Genomic DNA, 18160 nt, shown 5'->3' on the forward strand with positions numbered 1-18160 from the left:
CGCACCAGCGGTATTCTTCCATTATGAGGGATGGGGAGTCTTTAAATCAAAAGAAACCCTGGCCGCTCAGCTCCGCATTGCGGCCGTTTTGCTCCGCAAAACCGGCCGTAGTAGGCCGCTATTTGCATTTATATTTGTACAGTTGCGAATAACATATATTATTGATTTACCTTTTATCCCTTTTTGTTATTGCTTATATATGATTCACTTCTTTCATAATGTAATTTTTACTCTATTTGTAGAGAATATAACCGAATCTTATTCACCAAATATTTCTATCTTTCTATTTTACCAGTGTAACAGTTCCCTTTATAGATCACAAATGGTTCCTTTCGTCTTTTATAACCATATAGTCTTTTTACTACACCATTTACTACACCATTTTTTCAAAAAATGATGATTTTTGACGCTTCCAGACAAAAAGTAAGAACCCGCAAAAACCTTGTAAAATAAGGCTTTACGGGCTCTGACGCCACAGGACAAAACCACCCCAAACGAGCCAAGAGGTGAGTGCTATTTTCCCGAAAAAGGGAAATCTTTAATCAATCAGATCATTCTGAAATCTGGACAGATGCTCATACGGCAGGATCAGCCTTCCCCGATACAGACCGCAGCCATCATTAATCAGGCTGTTATCTGCTGCCGAGAACATATTCACATCCACTTTTGCCAGTTCCAGCTCCTGCAGTTTTCTGATTCTTTCATACGCCTCGTCAAAATAAATGTTCTCCCCCTCCGGGACAGCGTCTCTTCTGTTGCGCTCAATCTGCTGCCTTTTCTCATATCCGAGATGGTTTGCCGATCCGATTTCCGCAATGTCGTCCATCTCCTTAGTGCGGAGCTGCATTTCCATATAGAATTTCGCGCTGTCATCAAAAAAAGTAATATGCAAAGACCTGTACCCGTCCGGCTTTGCATGGCAGATATAATCTCTGTAATATGGCCGCACCGAATCGTTCAGCAGCGGAGATGCGCTTTCCTTTACCCCGAATGCCGGCTCTGCGCGGAATCCCTGTTTTTCAAGGAAATCCTTCATAACGTTTGCAATGGCATACAGATTGCGGATTTCCTCTTTCTCCCGTTCCCCGTCATCCCTGATATGACATTTAGGCATAGATATGACAATACGGTATGCGATCAGATCCCGGAAACCTTCCAGCTTCTTTATCAGTTCTTCCAAAGGCGGATAGACTCCATGTTCGATATAATAATCATAGATGAATTCCACAATATAACCATTAAATTTTGTCTCCGCACGGATCAGAGATTTGATCCTTCCTTTAAAAGTAAAAGAAAGATGAGCGTATTCCTTTGCCATATATTTATAAAATTCCCGGATTTTCTGAGACTGCGCGGTCAGGAAATCGTTGTGTTCCAGCAGATCTGAGGTACGTTTTAAAAACCTGCTGTGTATCAGGTCCACTTCGTTTTGGTGTTTTTCTGCTGAGATCTGCAGATCCCTGGTATATTTTTTCAGAATTTTCAGCACCGTATCTCCGGAATATAAATAATCATTTAAAGATATCATCATTCGCTCCTTACCTTTTGTCCTCATGATATTCACTATTATACATCTACTCTTCCAGTTTCCACTTTGAAAGTATCTTTCCGAGCTGCTTTGCGATCAGTCCTACCATAAGCGCCGCCGCGACCGTTCCCTCTCTTACTCCCTGCAGCTGTCCGGTAAATCCGATGGACAGTACGCATGCGGTCACAACGAGAGTGACGTCAAATCCCACTTTCATATATCCGAATTTTACGGGCAGCACTTTGCAGATCGCCAGCACTACACCCTCGCCGGCAAGCACGACAACGCCTGCTTTTACTTCCAGACTGACTCCCACCGCGACAAGGAAAATGCCGATCAGACAAAGGATCCACTGCTCCCAGTATGTACTGTACGAAATATTCTGCACAGCCCACACGCCGAAGTCCGTCAGATATCCGAACACAAATGCCACCGGGAGCTGCATGAGCTGGATCGGGTGATAATTTTTCCTGAGAATGAGAATCTGTATGAGAATAAACACACAGTGCATGATAATTGTCGCTGTTCCGACCGTCAGAGGAGTCAGCAGACTGACCACATATGGTACACTGGATATAGGCGACGTGCCAAGACTTGCCTTGATCGAAAATGCAACGCCGAAAGCCATGATCGTAAGTCCGACAAGAAGCAGCAGATACCGCTTCAAAATATAGACAGGTAACTTGTTCAATTCTGGTCATTCCTTTCTGTTCTGATATTCCTCAAATACTCCCCCAGCTAAGTATTATATCACTTATGCAGATAAACAGCGAACAAAAAAGGATCCGGCGTCGTCTCAAACGCCGAACCCTTTTTTGTTCGCTTTTCTGTTTTTTATATTTTATCCTTCGATGGAGATGGTTTTCTTCGTTTCTACAGCATGTGCGTCTTTCTTCGGGATGCTCAGTTTCAGGATGCCGTCCTCAAATTTCGCTTTGATATCTTCCTGCGTCACATCGTCTCCCACATAGAAACTTCTCTGCATTGTCCCGGTATAACGCTCTCTTCGGATATACTTTCCTTCTTTGTTCTTCTCATCATTGCTTGCGCCTTTTGTAGCAGAAATGGTCAGATAACCGTTCTCAAGCTCTGCCCTGATCTCGTCTTTCTTAAATCCCGGAAGGTCTATATCCAGCTCATATCCGGCGTCATGCTCACGGATATCGGTTTTCATCAGGTTGTTTGCTGTCTTTTTATAAGCCGGCTTCCTTCCCCAAAACTCTCTCTCAAACGGGAAATCCATCCAGTCATCATCAAATAAGTTTTCTCCAAAAATGCTCGGTACTAACATAGGTCATTTCTCCTTTCCTTTGTTATATCTGTACTATAGCACTTATTGTTAGCACTGTCAAGATGTGAGTGCTAATTTTTAATTTTTCCTTCCACCTCATAGTAATCGTCGGAACCTGAAACGCCAGCATGACAATCCATCCCAGACAGTTCGACCATATATATCACTGCCGCACCCGGCCGGCACATTAAAATACGCCGGTCACGCACCAGAACCTTAAAAACAGCGGACGGACACTCATTTATATAAGCGCTGCTGATAAATAATAATACAAAAATATAATATTCTAATATATTTTCAACTTGTTCCACCCGTGCTATGATTAAAAGCAGAGAAGCATCTGCTTCCGGCACAACTGAATATAGTTGAAAATTCTTCAAGATACATTCGCAGGACGGGAAACCTGTTTAGTCTCCGGTATGACCGGCGGCCGATGTATCTTTTTTATTTCCCTTTTCAACCCAGACAGCGAATACGCAAGGAGGAATTCAGTATGGAAAGAACAGTCGAAAACCTGAAAGAAATGATCCGGGCAGGACGCGGAAAGATCCCAGCGCACAAAGTCATCCGCGGCGGACAGCTTGTAAACGTCATGTCAAGCGAGATCTATCCGGCAGACATCGCCGTGTACAATGACATGATCGCGGCGGTCGGTGATGTGGAAGATTACATCGGCCCGGACACGGAGATCATTGACGCAAAAGGAAGATACCTTGTGCCGGGAATGATCGACGGACACATTCACAGCGAGTGCAGCAAGCTGAGCATCACAAGCTACGCAAAGGCAGTTGTGCCGAGAGGAACGACGAGCATGATCTCCGGCCTGGACGAGTACATCTCGGTTTCCGGCCTGGAAGGACTCAAAGAGATTCTGGCGGAAGTAAAGCAGAGCCCGCTGAAAGTATTCTGGGGAGCGCCGTACAAGACACCGTACACAATCCCCCAGTCCACCGTTGCCTTCAACTTTACAAAGGAAGTTCACAAAGAAGTCCAGAAATGGCCGGAGTGCTTCGGCGTCTGGGAGACGGTGCGTGAGTTCCTTCAGGAGGAGGATGAAGACACACTTGGAGCGATCGAAGAGGCGTTTAAAAACCGCCTTCCGGTATTCGGATGCGCGCCGATGGCACAGGGAAATGATCTGAACGGCTACCTGTGCGGCGGAGTCAGACTGGATCACGAAAGCTACACCCACGAGGAAGTTGTGGAGAAGATGAGAAAGGGAATGCACATGCTGATCCGCGAGTCTTCCGTGACCCATTTCCTCGAAGAGAACATCAAAGCTGTGACGGAAGTCAATCCGGCATTCGCACGCCGCGTAAGCTTCTGCACCGACGACGTGACCGCAAGCGACATTCTCTCAAAAGGACATCTGGACAATGTCGTTCGCCTCGCAATCAAAGCCGGGGTTGAACCGATGACAGCGATCCAGATGGCAACGATCAACAGCGCGGAGGCTTACCGGATCGATCACCTGATCGGTTCCATCTCTCCGGGAAGGATCGCAGACATCCTGTTTGTAGACGATCTCCACGACTTCAATGTAGAGGAAGTCATGACAAACGGAAAGATGGTTGCAAAGGATCACAGACTCACATATGATCTGAAGGCTCCGGAGAGAAGCGCGGTATTAAAGGGCGTCCTGAAATGTGCGAAGACAACGCCGGACGATTTCCGGTATAAGACAACCATCGGCCACGGCGAGGCGAAGGTGCTTGCCATGGATGTGAAAGGCCCCTTCGTCCGCAAGAGAAGAGATGTTGTGCTCAAAGTTGAAAACGGGATTGTGCTCCCGGATCCGGAGCAGGATGTGGCAATGGTATCTGTCCTTGAGAGATTCGGAAGAAACGGAAACAAATCCCTTGCATTCTGCTCAGGCTGGAAGCTGAAAAAAGGCGCCATGGCTTCATCCGCAGCGCCGGATGACAACAACCTCGTCGTGATGGGCGTCAGCGCGGAGGATATGTCCATCGCCGCAAACTATGTCATCGAGCAGGGCGGCGGACAGGCTGTCGTGGCAGACGGAAAGATTCTTGAGTTCCTGCCGCTTCCGGTCGGAGGAATCGTAAGCGACCGTGAGCCGGAGGAGATTGCCGCACATGAAAAAAAGATCGACCAGGCGGCAAGAAGCCTCGGATCCGACCTTCCGGATCCGATGATGTACATGTTCTTCCTGCCGATCACGGCAATCCCGGACTACGCTATCACAGACGCGGGCCCGGTAGACTACACAGCGCTTACAACATATGATCCTGTACTTGAAGTTACCGAAAAATAATTATAAAACCGAAAATAATTATATAGTAATAGAAAAAGAAAAGAAGGTAACGACTATGAAAAAAGAAGAATTGAAAAAACTGATCGACACAGCAGCCGGACGGGTCCCGGCTGATACGGTTATCAAGAACTGCCGTATTGTCAATGTATTTTCCGGGGAGATTACAGAGGGTGACATCGCCCTCTGCGGAGATCAGATCGCAGGAATCGGCGACTATGAGGGGAAAGAAGTCATTGATGCGGGCGGGCGTTATGCCGCTCCCGGCTTCATTGACAGCCATATCCACATTGAGTCTTCCTATGTAAGCCCGGAGGAGATCGGCCGTCTCCTTGTTCCCCACGGGGGGACGACAATCATCGCAGATCCCCACGAGATCGTCAATGTGTGCGGAATCCGGGGACTGGACTATATGATGGAGGCTGCCGGGGGGACGAAACTGGACATCAAATACATGCTCCCGTCCTGCGTTCCCGCAACACCTTTTGAGCATGCGGGTGCGGTTATCAATGCTCCGGAAATGAAAGAGCCCATCAAGCGGGATGGCATCCTCGGTCTCGGGGAATTCATGAACTACCCGGGCGTCATCCAGGCTGATGATGCTGTCCTCGACAAGCTGATGACAGCAAAGGAAGAAGGAAAGATCATCGACGGTCACGGCCCCGGGATCTCCGGGAAGGAGTTAAACGCCTACGCGGCCGCAGGGATCCTTGCGGATCATGAATGTTCCACTGTTGAGGAGATGAAAGACCGTCTGGAAAGAGGAATGTACATTCTCTTAAGACAGGGGTCCGCGTGCCACAATTTAAGGGTGCTTATCAAAGGCGTGACACCGGAGAACAGCAGGAGGTGCCTGCTCTGCTCCGATGACCGCCAGCCGAAGACGATCCTTCACGAAGGACATCTGGACAACCATCTGAAGATCTGTGTGGAGGAGGGACTGGATCCTGTCACCGCGATCCGCATGGCCACCTTAAACGCGGCAGAGTGCTTCCGTCTCTGCGACAGGGGTGCAATCGCGCCGGGATACCGTGCTGATATCGTCCTTCTGGATGACTTGAAGGACTTCCATGTAAACCGTGTATGGATTGCCGGAGAACTGACTGCCGAAGACGGAAAATATCTCCCGGAAATCCACTTCCACGACATTTCTTCCGTAAAGGGAAGCGTCGTCGTGAAGGACTTCTCAAAAGAGAAATTTAAAATGCATCTGAAATCCGGACATGTCAACGTCATCGGCATCATGCCGGGCGGCGTTGTGACAAAGAAAGAGACCGCTGACATCCGCCTGGATGAAAACGGCGAATTTATCCGTGATCCGGAAGCAGATATCGTAAAGGTAGCCGTTGTAGAGCGGCACCAGGGCACCGGAAATGTTGCCTGCGGCTTCCTGAAAGGATACGGTATCCGCGAGGGCGCCGTGGCGCTTTCTGTCGCACATGATTCCCACAACATCATCGTAGTGGGAGTAAGCGATGAAGAAATGGAATTCGCGGTCAACAGCCTGATTAAACAGGAAGGCGGAATTGTACTTGTAAAGGAAGGCCGTGTGATCGAGAGCATGCCGATGCCGATCGCGGGCCTGATGAGCGACCAGAACGGCGAGTGGGTAGAGCAGAAACTGACAGATATCCATGAGAAAGCCTACTCTGAGCTCGGGATCAGCGGAGACGTTGAGCCGGTTATGACGCTGTGCTTTATGTCTCTTGCAGTGATACCGGAAGTGAAACTGACTGATATGGGACTGTTTGATGTAACTGCCTTTTCATTTATTCCGACGGAAGCATAAGCGTCCGCAGGAGCAGGCATAATCACGGCAGAACCGGCGCAGAGTCAAATACCCCGATGCAAGCATGCTGGGAATCAATATGCGGCCGGAGCAGAATCAGTACAGGATCACAAGAGGGGAAAGAAGCAGTATAGAGAAAAGCAGTATTTAAACGGAGGATGAGAGATTTGAACGAACAAAAGACACTTGTGCCGTGGTTTCGCCGCGGAGATATCGGCGGACTGACGTATGCCATCACAAACAACATCGTAAACTACCTGATTGTCATCGCAACTTTGTCAGGCGTGCTGAAATGGCCGGACGAGATTGTATACGGCAACGTCATTCCCGGCATGTCCATTGGACTGATGGCCGGCGGAATCTATTATGCCTGGATGGGAAGAAGACTTTCCCGGAAAGAGGGAAGAGCCGATGTGACGGCGCTCCCGTCCGGTGTATCCACACCTGCCATGTTTGTCATGCTGTACGGAGTGATTATGCCGCTCCACTACGCTCTTGAAGATCCTGCCCTCACATGGTCGGCGGCAGTTGCGGCATGTTTTATCGGTGGATTTGTGGAATTCCTCGGCGGAGTTATCGGGCCGTGGATGAAGAGCAACCTGCCCCGCGCTGCCCTGCTCGGAACGGTAGCAGGAATCGGTTTTATCTGGATGGCTACTCAAGGTGTATTTGACATCTTCGGCGACCCGGTGATCGGAGTTCCGATCCTGCTCGTCGCGATGGTCGGAATCTTCGGAGGATATATGTTCCCGAAGAAGATCCCGCCGCTTGTCGTCGCCATCGTAGGCGGAATTGTTTACGCGTTCTGCCTTGGAAGAACGACGGTGGATTTCAGCGGAATCGGCTTCTATATGCCGAACCCGGTAAATGGAATCCAGCAGCTGATCAACGGATTTGCGGTTGTCGCACCGTATCTGACCGTCGTAATCCCGGTCAGCATCTACAACTTTATCGAGACAATGGACAACGTTGAAGGCGCAAACGCAGCCGGTGACAATTACAATGTAAGGGAAACACAGTTCGCTGACGGATGCTGTACAATGATTTCCGCCATTTTCGGCGGCGTCATCCCGAACACGGTATGGCTCGGACACGCGGGACTGAAAAAATCCGGAGCCGGAATCGGATACTCCCTGATCGCAGGACTTGTCCTGGGAGCAGCGGGAATCTTCGGCCTGTTCTCTTTCCTGGACAATCTGGTGCCTGCCGCAGTATGTGCGGTTACATTCCTGTGGTGCGCGGTTGTTATGGTAGCGCAGGCGTTTAAAGACAATCCGGTGAAGCACTATGCGGCAGTCGGAATCGCCATGATCCCGCCGGTAGCTGACTACCTCTACACACAGATCACCGGAGCAGCAGGTCTGGCAGGCTACAGCACGGAAGTTCTGGCTGACGGAACCGCCGGATACAACGCGGAAGTGACACAGATGATCCTGGATGCCGGCGTTATGTGGAACGGGGTGCCGGGCGTAAAGGCGGGAGCCGTTATCATCGGTATCCTCCTCGGAACGATTACCGTATTTATTATCGAGAAGCAGCTTCTAAAAGTGGGAGTTGTATGTCTCGCGGGCGCGGTGCTGGCGTGCTTCGGATTTATCCACAGCGCGCAGCTCGGATTCAATCCGGATTCCCCGTTTGCAATCGCCTACCTGATCGCGGCGGTACTGGCGTTCATCCTTCACACGGGACGAAACAGCTGGTTCAAAGGACCTGATCACTTTGATTATGTGTGACGCTTCGGCTCTCGTTTCCTGATAGACGAGAGCCATTTTTTACTGGCGATTACCTTGACCAGACTTTCACTGGCAAGCTGATAACAGCCTGCAGAACACACGACTTACATCCTTAAGAAACGTGCGCCGCCGGGCTCACCACAAAAAAAGATCCGGCTCATACACATTGATATGCTCCCACATCTCATATGCACCGGATCTTTTAAAATCTATTTCAAGCTTTCAGGCTTTGTGCCCTCCTGCAGTTTTGTTCAGGGCTGCATCCATCTGCAGCCATTTCCTCATCGAATCGTTTTATCCTTCAATTGCGATTGTCTTCTTTGTCTCAACAGCCTTGGCATCCTTCTTCGGAATGCTCAGTTTCAGGATACCATCCTCAAATTTGGCCTTGATATCTTCCTGAGTTACTGCGTCTCCTACATAGAAGCTTCTCTGCATTGCGCCTGCATAACGCTCTTTGCGGATGTATTTTCCTTTCTTATCCTGTTCATCTTTGTCCAGGCCTTTTGCGGCGGAAATAGTCAGGTAGCCGTTCTCAAGCTCCACATTGATCTCATCTTTCTTAAATCCCGGCAAATCTACATCCAGTTCGTATCCGCTGTCATGCTCACGGATATCCGTCTTCATCAGGTTCTTTGCGTTCTTGCCATACAGCGGGTTCTTTCTTCCCCAGAAGTCCCTTTCAAACGGGAAATTCATCCAGTCATCATCAAATAAATTCTCTCCAAAAATACTCGGCATTAACATAAGTCATTACTCCTTTCAAAATTGAAACATCGCAAATTTTTATGAGCTGCTCTCGCAGCTGCCATCAGCACCTTTGAAGTCATCTCAAGTGTTGTAAGCTAAGGGAACTCTGGATTCGGAACGCTTTTGGGAACTCATCTCTTCGTTCCTTTTGTCCCTCTTCCTTTGTTCTATTTGTAATATAGCAAGCATTATTATCACTGTCAAGAGGTGAGTGCTAATTTTTTTCAAATCGAAAGCTGCAAATTTTCCATTATCGTCATACAAGAAAACCAGCTTCAGCGTATCTCCGGTAAATTTCATGTTCAAACAGTCTATAATCTGTTTCAAGTATGTAATTGTTAAACCGGAAGCCGTATGATATCTTGAAGAATATTATAAAATTCTTCTTTAGCATATTTTTCCATAAATGGATTATGACCGCATTTTTCTAAAATACCGGGTATCTTTGTCATATCTTCACCTGTAGCCACATTATCTGTTACTCTCTGAATAATTTTTCTTTCTTCGTCTGAAAGATTGCGCAGCCTTCGCAAAGATATTTCTTTGACATATTTATCCGCAAGCGGAGGGCAGCCGACCAGGACAATATTTTTACACATCTTTGGGTATTTTCCTGCAAATAATACAGCCAGCCATGCGCCCCATGAGTGGCCAATTAAAGTCGGTATTTCTTGGCAATATTTTATAATCTGTAAGTATAATTCTTCAATCAGTTCAGCTATGGAATACCTGGATTGCAATGCTTCCACAACCCCACTTCCCGTCAATCGATTTAATTCTTCTGCGCAATTATTTAAAGAACCTGCTGCGCCGGGACCGCCGTGAATTAAAACGGTCTTATATGGTGCTTTTCCATGTAATTCAACCACTTTTATCTTTACCTCAATTTCTATACTCACATTATATCAGTTAAAAATCCTCCCCTTAATTGTAGCCGTTCCGACCGTAAAAGGTGTGATGAAGCTTCGCTGTTTCTTAAACTTCCGGTCTCTTGCAGGAAGACCGGATCTCTGTAAATGCTCCGTCGGTCCCGCCCTGCAGCATGGCGTTCAATATCTCATGCACATGATACGCCATCTCAGCGGAAGGCCGCAGGGCAGTCCCGTTCAGAATCGTATCCGCCAGATCTGAAGGGCCGATTCCCCGTGCGTTGTCTGTATATTCATTTACAGAAGGAAGTACACAGGGCTGCTGCCTGTTTCTTTTCTTCCAGTCAGCCGGAGACGCCGGATTCGCAAGGAAACGCACCTCCCCGCCGAACTGATTCGGATTAGTCAGCATCAGAATGCCTTTTGTCCCGTAAATCGTAAAATACGCCTGATCCTCCGGAACGGAATCTGCATCTATGTGAAGTGTCCCTGTCACGCCGTTCTCAAACTGCAGCACAGCATTGACCTGGCTCTCGTTCGGCGTATCCATCTCCTGGCCGTACATCGGGCTGTCCGGTATACAGTTCACATGGGTCGGATACGGATAACCGATGATGCTCCCCACCCGTGCCGCCGGTCCCAGAAGACTTACAAGCGCAGTCACATAATACACTGCGTAATCGCATACGATTCCCCCTCCCGGCTGTCTCAGAAAATCAAACATACTCAGGAGAATCTCGTTGCAGCGGTTTGCAGACACCGCGAACGAATGGATCTCGCCCAGCATTCCGCTGTCGATGGCAGCCCTCGCGGTCTGAAGCGCCGCACCCATAAACGTATCCGGGGCTGATCCGAGATAAAGCCCTCTCTCCCGGGCAAGCTGAACGAGTTCCCTGGATTTTTCCAGATCATCAGTCAGTATTTTTTCTGTATAGACATGCTTCCCGTGTTCCAGCGCCGCCCTGATCACGCGGTAATGTACGTGTGCAGGCGTAAGGTTGACAACGAGGCTGATTTCCGGATCGTCCAGCATTTCTGCCATTGTAACCGCCTGTATTCCATACTTTTCCGCCTTTTTCTGTGCGCTCTCCATGTGCGCCGCACATATTGATTTGACCTGCAGATTGTCAAACCGGGTAATCATATTTTTCAGATAAATGTCACTGATTGCGCCTGCACCGATGACGCCTGTACACACTCTTGTCTCCTCCATATGTTTCTTCTCCTGCTTCATATGTCTCTCCTACTGCTGATTTTCTCCTCTTTCCTCCACCGTGTCAGGATCAGCGGAACCTGCAGCGCCAGCATCGCCGCCCATCCGAGACAGTTCGACCAGGCAAGGCACTCAAAACCTCCGTGCATGACATGAATGAGCATCCACGCGGACAAAAAGCGCACTGCCATGTTGAGTATCGTGCTGATCAGAGTCACTTTCAGATCACCGAGCCCGCGGAAGTATCCCTGAATTGTATTCGTAACCGCGGGCAGCATATACAGTAATGCCATAAGTTTTAAATATGACATCCCGAGAACCACAACTTCCTCCGCTTCACTTCCGACGAACAGATGCATAATCTGACCGGAGAAGAGGAAGACAGCCAGAGATACAAGAACCGTATAGCCCGCTTCCAGAAGCGCCGCGCTTAAAAACCCCTTCTTCATTCTTTCATACTTGCCGGCGCCCCGGTTCTGCGCCATGAACGTTGTCGCCGCATGCGCGATGTTCTGCTGCGGCGTCATGGCAAAATCATCCACCCTGTTAATTGCTGTGAAAGCCGCGATAAACACTGTTCCCTGGACATTTACGATCGTCTGCACACAGATTTTCCCAAGCTGTACGCACATCTGCTGCAGGGCGCTGGTGATTCCGTAGGAAAACGTCCGGAAAAGGATCGACGCATCGAAGACAAGCCACTCTCTCCCGAGGCAGAGAAGCGGCACCTTTTTCTTTATATATATGACGCAGAAAAGGCAGCACAGCGCCTCGCTGAGCACAGTCGCCAGCGCGCTGCCCGGCACGCCCCAGCCGAATCCCACGATAAAAAGCAGATCCGCCGCAATATGGATCAGCGAGCTTATAATCAGAAAGATGAGCGGAACCGTACTGTCGCCAAGGGCCCTCATTGTATTGGAAAAGAAATTGTAGATATATGTAAAAATCAGTCCGAAGAACACAATTCTCAGATAGACAGCGGCCTCCCCGATAATATCGTCCGGCACCTGAAGCAGCGAAAGGAGCGGATGAGCCAGGAGGATCAGTACTGCCGCGACCACGACAGAGAAAGCAATTCCTCCCAACAGCGTTGTGCTGATCTGTTTTTTGAGATGGCCGTATCTTTTCCCTCCATACTGAGTGCTCATCAGAATTCCCGCACCCATGCACATGCCGCTGATAAACAGAATCACCATATTCATGACCGGCCCCGCTGTGCCCACTGCCGCAAGCGCCTCGTCTCCGACAAAATTGCCTACGATCACCGAATCCGCCGCATTGTATGTCAGCTGAAACAGATTTCCCAGCACAAGCGGAATCGTAAACTCAGTCAGCTGCGGTATGATTTTTCCCTCTGTCATATCTGTTGTCATTTTATGTTCCCCCAGTTCCTTACGAAACGTATCTTTTCTTCCAATCAGCGGGCCGCCCCCGCTGTCTCCATCCGGGCATTCTCTCCGTTCAGCTGCCGTCTCTATCCAGGTGTCCGCCGATCATTTTCTCCATCCAGATCATATCGTACCACCGTCCGAACTTATATCCGCATTTGTGAAATTCCCCAACTTTCGTATATCCCATACCGCATTTTCTCGCCGTACGGTCAAGATAGATCGTCATTTCACACGAATGGTTATACGCCGCTCTCCCCACAAAAGAGCCCGCATATGAATAAATCTCAAGGAGATATCCGGCGTCTTTTAGCTCTGCATCTCTGATCGTTACTGTGCTCATGTTCCTTCTCCTGCAGCTTTCTTCCGTTCTTTCTTAATTATACGAAAGTCAGCAGAGCTGTGCAAGGGAACAGTACACGGCAGGCCGGATAAACAGCAAGCCGGATAAGCGGGTGCAAACCTTTCCATCATGTGTTATACTGAATAAAATTTCTATTCCACTTACTGAACCCGAATTCATTTGCCCGCCCCGCCCGCACGGATCAGGGCGGCATATTCAAAACGGAGGTACCTATGGAACAAAAGAAAACACGAATTCTCATCGCTGACGACGATGCGGAGATCAGGAGTGTCCTCACTCTTCTGCTCTCCTCGGAAGGGTATGAGGTCATTGCAGCCTGCGACGGCCAGGAGGCGGTCGAGAAGGCAGATGACACGATCGATCTCTATATTCTGGACGTGAGTATGCCGAATGTCTCCGGCTTTGCCGCTGCCGCCGAGATCCGGAAGACCTGTTACGCTCCCGTCCTCTTTCTGACTGCATATTCCGGCGAGTCTGACCGCACGATGGGTTTCTCCGTCGGTGCGGACGATTATATTGCAAAGCCTTTTTCCAACACGGATCTGCTCCTGAGAGTCAAGGCGCATCTGCGCCGCTCTCTGGAATATTCAAAGGCGCTCTACGCTGCGAAGGCAGAGAATCAGGGGCACACAGACAGTCCGGATTCCATCGTTTACAAAGATCTTGTGCTGGTTCCGGACAGCCAGTCTGTTCAGAAAGACGGGACAGCAATCGCGCTCACCTGGACAGAATACCGCATCCTTGAACTGCTCCTGACCCACAGAAGGAAGATCTTTTCTCTGGAAAACATTTACCAGAGTGTCTGGGATGAAGACGCGGTCGGCGACAGCACGATTATGGTACATATCAAAAATCTCCGGAAGAAACTGGGAGATAATTCCAGAAATCCACAGTATATAAAAACTGCCTGGGGAAAGGGGTATTATGCTGACTAAAAAGAAAAAACAACGCCCGCGCCAGCAGAAACTCTCCCGGGTCATTCTGGAATACCTGGTTCTCTCCGTGCTGGTATCTCTGTTCACCTTTCTCTTTCTGTATACAACTTCTGTTTCCATCGGTGTAACTTATGTCCAGCAGCGGGGCATCACCATTACGCAGACTCAGGAGCTCGTGTTTCATGTATGGCTCAGGAGTATCTGCGCCATCGCATCCATCCTCATCTTCACGGTGCTCTTTCTCTTTATGCTGGGCCAGCGCCTTTCTTACCTGATTACAATTATAAAGGGAATCGGCAGCCTTCAGGAGAGCCGGATGGACTATACGATTCCGCTCACCGGAAACGATGAGCTCACGCAGCTTGCCGGGAGCATCAATTATCTTGCCGCCTCAGAGAGAGAATTAAACCGCCGGGAACAGGAACTCACCAGAGAACGGGAAGCGTGGATCCGCTCCCTCTCCCACGATATCAGAACCCCCCTGACTTCCATGCTCTCCTACTCGGAGCTGATGAGGGAAAAACTCCTCCGCGAAAATCAGGGCATGACGCAGGAAGATATGCTCGCTTATATTGACCTCGTCTACTCAAAAGCGCAGCAGATACAGGAACTTTCCTCCCAACTTACCCAAAGAGGGAACGGCACATGGGAAAATATTGATGACATCCGGCTTCTCTTCGAGCAGCTCGCCGGGGAATGGGAAGAGATTCTCGAAGACCGTTACTCCTGCACCATCGATCTCACCGGATGCGAGAGTTTCTCAGGCCAGGCAGATGTGTACGCCCTGCGGCGCATCACAGACAACCTTGCATCCAATGTGGAAAAATACGCAGATCCGGACGCACCAGTGCAGCTTTCCGTCCGTTCTTCAGGACGTGAAGTCCGCATCGTACAGGTCAACGGGAAACGGGCAGACCCGGGATCCTTTCCACCGCCTCCGAGCAGCAAGATCGGTATCGGGAATATACAGAGAATCGCCCGGATTTACGACGGGCGCGCAGATGTTTCCGACGAAAGCGGCTCCTTCCGGATCGAAATTCTTCTGAATATCCGGCCGTGTTCCTAGCCGGCCACGGCATCTCCGCAGGACAGGTCTTCAGAATTTTTCAGAAATGCATCCGCTTTTTCTTCAGAAGCGCATGTTAGATTTACTGTGTATTAAAAATACTGTAAATCAACAGGAGGGAAAAAATTATGGCATTAGGACTACTTTTAATTGAATTTATCGGGATAAGCGCAATCAGCATACTGGGATTTCTCTTTCTCATTTTGCTGAAATCAGAGCGGACGAAGGCAATCCTCTTCTACTGCCTGGCCGTATGGGGAATGGCACTCTCGGCAATGAACGCCACCAGTCTTCCGACAAACTATACGCTGGAGAGAATCATCGCATGGGGCTTCGGCTTCTTAAGCGTAATCGCCCTGATTCTCCACATAAAATCAGGATCAAAAGCCCAGCGTATCGCTGCATATGTTCTTGTCGCTGTATCGGTTGCCGCTGCAATTTTAAAAATGTTTGTTTTGTAATCACCTGAAATGTCCTGTAAACAAACTCGCCGGAGTACGGGAAGGATGTATTCTTCCCTGTACTCCGGCAGTTTCTCTTCTTCATAATAACTCTCCTCTTTATATTATTTTTCCCGGTATCGTCAAGCATTTATTGACAATCGCTCTCTTTTGTGCTAACTTTGTCTAATAAGTAGATTAGCACTCGTTTTGTTTGAGTGCTGACAAGTTGACAGGAGGTTTCTAAATGTTCGTACAACCGATCTACAATATACTGCTTTTGCCCGATGTAACCTACTATTTTAAAAAAGATTTCTTTTCCGACAGGTACGACAGACTGACTGAAGATAACGACATCCTGTTCATGATCCTGAAAAAAGAAGCCGTAAACGGACAATTCGCCAAAGACGATTTCTATCCCATCGGCCTGTCTGCAAAGGTTGAAAATATCAGCGAGGAGGACGTCGTCCAGATCCGCACTGTGGACCGGGTTGAGATTATAAATCCGGTCATCGAAGACGGGGAGATCAGCGCATCTTTCGCGGTCCGCCCCTCTGTGGAAGATATGTCTCCGGACGAAGAGGAGGCATCTTTCAGCGCACTCCGCTCTTCGCTCCTCCGTTTCGTTCAGGGATACCAGTGGGGGCTGTGGGCCCGCGGGTTTATTCTCCAGAGAAAAAATATCTTCGATCTGGCGTCTGCACTGTCGGAATACCTGAATCTCACCGCAGATGAAAAATACCGCATTCTGGCCGCCGATTCCATCAGGGCGAGATGCGCGCTGATTGAAACCGCGGTCAATGAATTTATGGAGATCGCGAAGGTTTCCGCCGAAGCCCAGGAAGCCCAGAAGGGCGATCAGGAACAGCTCTACCGCGAGGCGGCTATCAAAAAGCAGATCGACTATCTTCAGAAAGAGTTGGACGACATGCATCCGGAAAACATCTCGGATGTCAGGAAGTTTGAAAAGAAAATCAATGAGTCCGGCATGAATAAGGAAGCGCGGAGGGAAGCCGAAAAGGTCTTAAACCGTATACGTCAGGAAGGAAAGGAAAGCCACGAGTACGGACTGCTGTATGACTATCTGGACTTTGTCACAAGTCTGTCCTGGAAAGAGCCGGAATTTACACCGATTGACCTTGAACGCGCGGAAAAGATACTGGATGAAGATCACTATGGTCTGAAGAAAGTAAAGGAACGCATCATACAGCAGCTTGCGGTCATGGCGCTGAATCAGAAACAGTACGGCTCTATCCTTCTTTTTGCCGGAGCTCCCGGCACAGGAAAGACGAGTATCGGGCAGAGTATTGCCCGGGCGCTCGGAAGAGAATATGCGCGCATCAGCCTGGGCGGCATCCGTGACGAGGCTGAGATCCGCGGCCACAGAAGGACATACATCGGGGCAATGCCCGGAAGAATCATGGAGGCCATGAAGAGAAGCGGCACCTCCAATCCGGTCGTAGTGCTCGACGAGGTTGACAAACTGGCCAAAGACTACGGCGGAGACCCGGCAAGCGCACTTCTGGAAGTGCTTGATCCGGAACAGAACAGCACATTTACAGATCACTATATGAATGTACCGTACGATCTGTCCAATGTACTTTTTGTATGTACGGCCAACACAACAGATACTATTCCGGAGCCTCTTTTAAACCGTATGGAAGTGATCTCCTTCCCCGGCTATACCGCTGTGGAAAAATATCACATTGCGAAAAAGCACCTGATTCCGAAAGCACTGGATACAATGGGAATTCGAAAGGGCCTGCTTAAGATCAACGACAGGGCCCTGCGCCAGATCATCGACGAATATACGATGGAGTCCGGAGTCCGTGACCTGAAGAAAAATATTGAAACGCTGTGCCGCACTGCGGCTGTAGAACTTGTCAAAAACGGATCTGAGACAGCAGTCTCCGTCACAAAGAGCAATCTGTCCGATTATCTCGGCCGGAGCCTGATCCGCGCGGAGCGGAAGCTTTCCGCGAAGACGCCCGGCGTCATAACCGGACTTGCATGGACCCGGGCCGGCGGAGCAATCCTTTTCATCGAGACAAAACTGACAAAAGGAAAAGGGAAACTCACCATCACAGGCCAGCTCGGCGACGTCATGAAAGAGTCTGTCCAGATCGCGCTCAGCCTCGTAAAATCACTTTATCCAAAGGAAAGCCGCGTGTTTGAAGATCATGACCTCCACATTCACGTCCCCGCCGGAGCCGTCCCGAAAGACGGGCCTTCCGCCGGAATTACGCTGACAACCGCACTTGCCTCTCTTGTGACCGGCAAGGCTGCAGATACGGACATCGCCATGACCGGGGAAGTCTCTCTTCGCGGCGGAGTTATGCCCATCGGCGGACTGCCGGAGAAGCTTATGGCAGCGCAGCGCGCGGGGATCAAACGCGTATTTATTCCAGAGGACAACGTTGACGATCTCGAAGATGTGGCTGACGAGGTGAAGGAAAAACTGGAGATTATCCCTGTGAAGAAAGTCACGGATGTGCTGAAGAAAGTACTTGGATAAGATGAAT

General features: G+C 49.4%; 16 protein-coding genes. 7 read left to right on the plus strand and 9 right to left on the minus strand.

Translation table 11 applies throughout. The features are described from left to right. Positions 1–538 precede the first annotated feature (538 nt). From LKD70_RS15310 to LKD70_RS15325, 4 genes are all read right to left on the minus strand, one after another. Positions 539–1531 carry a guanosine polyphosphate pyrophosphohydrolase gene (locus LKD70_RS15310; RefSeq protein ID WP_456115019.1) on the minus strand — a complete coding sequence of 331 codons (993 nt, stop codon included), beginning with the start codon at positions 1529–1531 and terminating at the stop codon, positions 539–541. A gap of 43 nt (positions 1532–1574) precedes the next feature. Beyond that, the gene (locus LKD70_RS15315; RefSeq protein WP_227708745.1) at positions 1575–2219 is read right to left on the minus strand and encodes a YczE/YyaS/YitT family protein; all 645 of its coding nucleotides are present in this window, start codon (positions 2217–2219) and stop codon (positions 1575–1577) included. A gap of 150 nt (positions 2220–2369) precedes the next feature. Beyond that, positions 2370–2819, minus strand: a complete 450-nt coding sequence (locus LKD70_RS15320) for an Hsp20/alpha crystallin family protein (RefSeq protein ID WP_227708747.1) — start codon at positions 2817–2819, stop codon at positions 2370–2372. Positions 2820–2890: 71 nt separating this feature from the next. Then, the gene (locus tag LKD70_RS15325) at positions 2891–3199 is read right to left on the minus strand and encodes a hypothetical protein (protein ID WP_227708748.1); all 309 of its coding nucleotides are present in this window, start codon (positions 3197–3199) and stop codon (positions 2891–2893) included. A 113-nt stretch (positions 3200–3312) separates the two neighbouring features. Between LKD70_RS15325 and LKD70_RS15330 the strand changes: the two genes are divergently transcribed. The 3 genes from LKD70_RS15330 to LKD70_RS15340 all read left to right on the plus strand — a co-directional run bounded on the left by LKD70_RS15330 (position 3313) and on the right by LKD70_RS15340 (position 8613). Then, positions 3313–5094 carry an adenine deaminase gene (locus tag LKD70_RS15330; RefSeq protein ID WP_227708749.1) on the plus strand — a complete coding sequence of 594 codons (1782 nt, stop codon included), beginning with the start codon at positions 3313–3315 and terminating at the stop codon, positions 5092–5094. Between the two features lie 55 nt (positions 5095–5149). Then, on the plus strand, positions 5150–6880 hold the full coding sequence (gene ade / locus LKD70_RS15335; RefSeq protein ID WP_227708750.1) for an adenine deaminase: 1731 nt from the start codon (positions 5150–5152) through the stop codon (positions 6878–6880). 167 nt (positions 6881–7047) lie between these two features. Further along, positions 7048–8613: a xanthine/uracil/vitamin C permease gene (locus tag LKD70_RS15340; RefSeq protein ID WP_456115020.1), complete on the plus strand. Its 1566-nt coding sequence runs from the start codon at positions 7048–7050 to the stop codon at positions 8611–8613. A gap of 294 nt (positions 8614–8907) precedes the next feature. Here the strand turns inward: LKD70_RS15340 and LKD70_RS15345 are convergent, their stop codons facing one another. The 5 genes from LKD70_RS15345 to LKD70_RS15365 form a co-directional block, all read right to left on the minus strand. After that, on the minus strand, positions 8908–9360 hold the full coding sequence (locus LKD70_RS15345; RefSeq protein ID WP_227708752.1) for an Hsp20/alpha crystallin family protein: 453 nt from the start codon (positions 9358–9360) through the stop codon (positions 8908–8910). A 341-nt stretch (positions 9361–9701) separates the two neighbouring features. Then, a complete protein-coding gene (locus tag LKD70_RS15350; RefSeq protein WP_227708753.1) occupies positions 9702–10262 on the minus strand; it encodes an alpha/beta fold hydrolase in 561 nt (186 codons plus the stop codon). 76 nt (positions 10263–10338) lie between these two features. Continuing rightward, entirely contained in the window at positions 10339–11466 is a 1128-nt protein-coding gene (locus tag LKD70_RS15355) for a Gfo/Idh/MocA family protein (RefSeq protein WP_227708754.1), read from the minus strand. Then, complete coding sequence (locus LKD70_RS15360; protein ID WP_227708755.1) at positions 11463–12818, minus strand: MATE family efflux transporter; 1356 nt, start codon at positions 12816–12818, stop codon at positions 11463–11465. Before LKD70_RS15360 ends, LKD70_RS15355 begins: the two co-directional genes overlap by 4 nt. 88 nt (positions 12819–12906) lie before the next feature. Beyond that, positions 12907–13176, minus strand: coding sequence for a GNAT family N-acetyltransferase (locus LKD70_RS15365; RefSeq protein WP_227708756.1), 270 nt, complete (start codon positions 13174–13176; stop codon positions 12907–12909). A 233-nt stretch (positions 13177–13409) separates the two neighbouring features. Here LKD70_RS15365 and LKD70_RS15370 point away from each other — a divergent pair, with 233 nt between their 5' ends. From LKD70_RS15370 to lon, 4 genes are all read left to right on the plus strand, one after another. Beyond that, positions 13410–14132 (plus strand): response regulator transcription factor, encoded by a 723-nt coding sequence (locus LKD70_RS15370; RefSeq protein ID WP_227708757.1) that lies wholly within the window; start codon positions 13410–13412, stop codon positions 14130–14132. Continuing rightward, positions 14122–15198, plus strand: coding sequence for a sensor histidine kinase (locus tag LKD70_RS15375; RefSeq protein ID WP_227708758.1), 1077 nt, complete (start codon positions 14122–14124; stop codon positions 15196–15198). Before LKD70_RS15370 ends, LKD70_RS15375 begins: the two co-directional genes overlap by 11 nt. 128 nt (positions 15199–15326) lie before the next feature. Further along, on the plus strand, positions 15327–15659 hold the full coding sequence (locus LKD70_RS15380; protein ID WP_227708759.1) for a hypothetical protein: 333 nt from the start codon (positions 15327–15329) through the stop codon (positions 15657–15659). A 226-nt stretch (positions 15660–15885) separates the two neighbouring features. Then, positions 15886–18153 (plus strand): endopeptidase La, encoded by a 2268-nt coding sequence (lon, locus tag LKD70_RS15385; protein ID WP_227708760.1) that lies wholly within the window; start codon positions 15886–15888, stop codon positions 18151–18153. Positions 18154–18160: the final 7 nt, after the last annotated feature.

The organism is Ruminococcus turbiniformis (genome assembly GCF_020687545.1).
GTDB lineage: Bacteria > Bacillota > Clostridia > Lachnospirales > Lachnospiraceae > Mediterraneibacter > Mediterraneibacter turbiniformis.

What these genes read in the sequence shown, in the direction of transcription:
- LKD70_RS15310 (WP_456115019.1), bottom strand. Translation starts at nt 1,531, where the DNA reads ATGATGATATCTTTAAATGATTATTTATATTCCGGAGATACGGTGCTG.
- LKD70_RS15320 (WP_227708747.1), bottom strand. Translation starts at nt 2,819, where the DNA reads ATGTTAGTACCGAGCATTTTTGGAGAAAACTTATTTGATGATGACTGG.
- LKD70_RS15330 (WP_227708749.1), top strand. Translation starts at nt 3,313, where the DNA reads ATGGAAAGAACAGTCGAAAACCTGAAAGAAATGATCCGGGCAGGACGC.
- ade (WP_227708750.1), top strand. Translation starts at nt 5,150, where the DNA reads ATGAAAAAAGAAGAATTGAAAAAACTGATCGACACAGCAGCCGGACGG.
- LKD70_RS15345 (WP_227708752.1), bottom strand. Translation starts at nt 9,360, where the DNA reads ATGTTAATGCCGAGTATTTTTGGAGAGAATTTATTTGATGATGACTGG.
- LKD70_RS15355 (WP_227708754.1), bottom strand. Translation starts at nt 11,466, where the DNA reads ATGAAGCAGGAGAAGAAACATATGGAGGAGACAAGAGTGTGTACAGGC.
- LKD70_RS15360 (WP_227708755.1), bottom strand. Translation starts at nt 12,818, where the DNA reads ATGACAACAGATATGACAGAGGGAAAAATCATACCGCAGCTGACTGAG.
- LKD70_RS15365 (WP_227708756.1), bottom strand. Translation starts at nt 13,176, where the DNA reads ATGAGCACAGTAACGATCAGAGATGCAGAGCTAAAAGACGCCGGATAT.
- LKD70_RS15370 (WP_227708757.1), top strand. Translation starts at nt 13,410, where the DNA reads ATGGAACAAAAGAAAACACGAATTCTCATCGCTGACGACGATGCGGAG.
- LKD70_RS15375 (WP_227708758.1), top strand. Translation starts at nt 14,122, where the DNA reads ATGCTGACTAAAAAGAAAAAACAACGCCCGCGCCAGCAGAAACTCTCC.
- LKD70_RS15380 (WP_227708759.1), top strand. Translation starts at nt 15,327, where the DNA reads ATGGCATTAGGACTACTTTTAATTGAATTTATCGGGATAAGCGCAATC.
- lon (WP_227708760.1), top strand. Translation starts at nt 15,886, where the DNA reads ATGTTCGTACAACCGATCTACAATATACTGCTTTTGCCCGATGTAACC.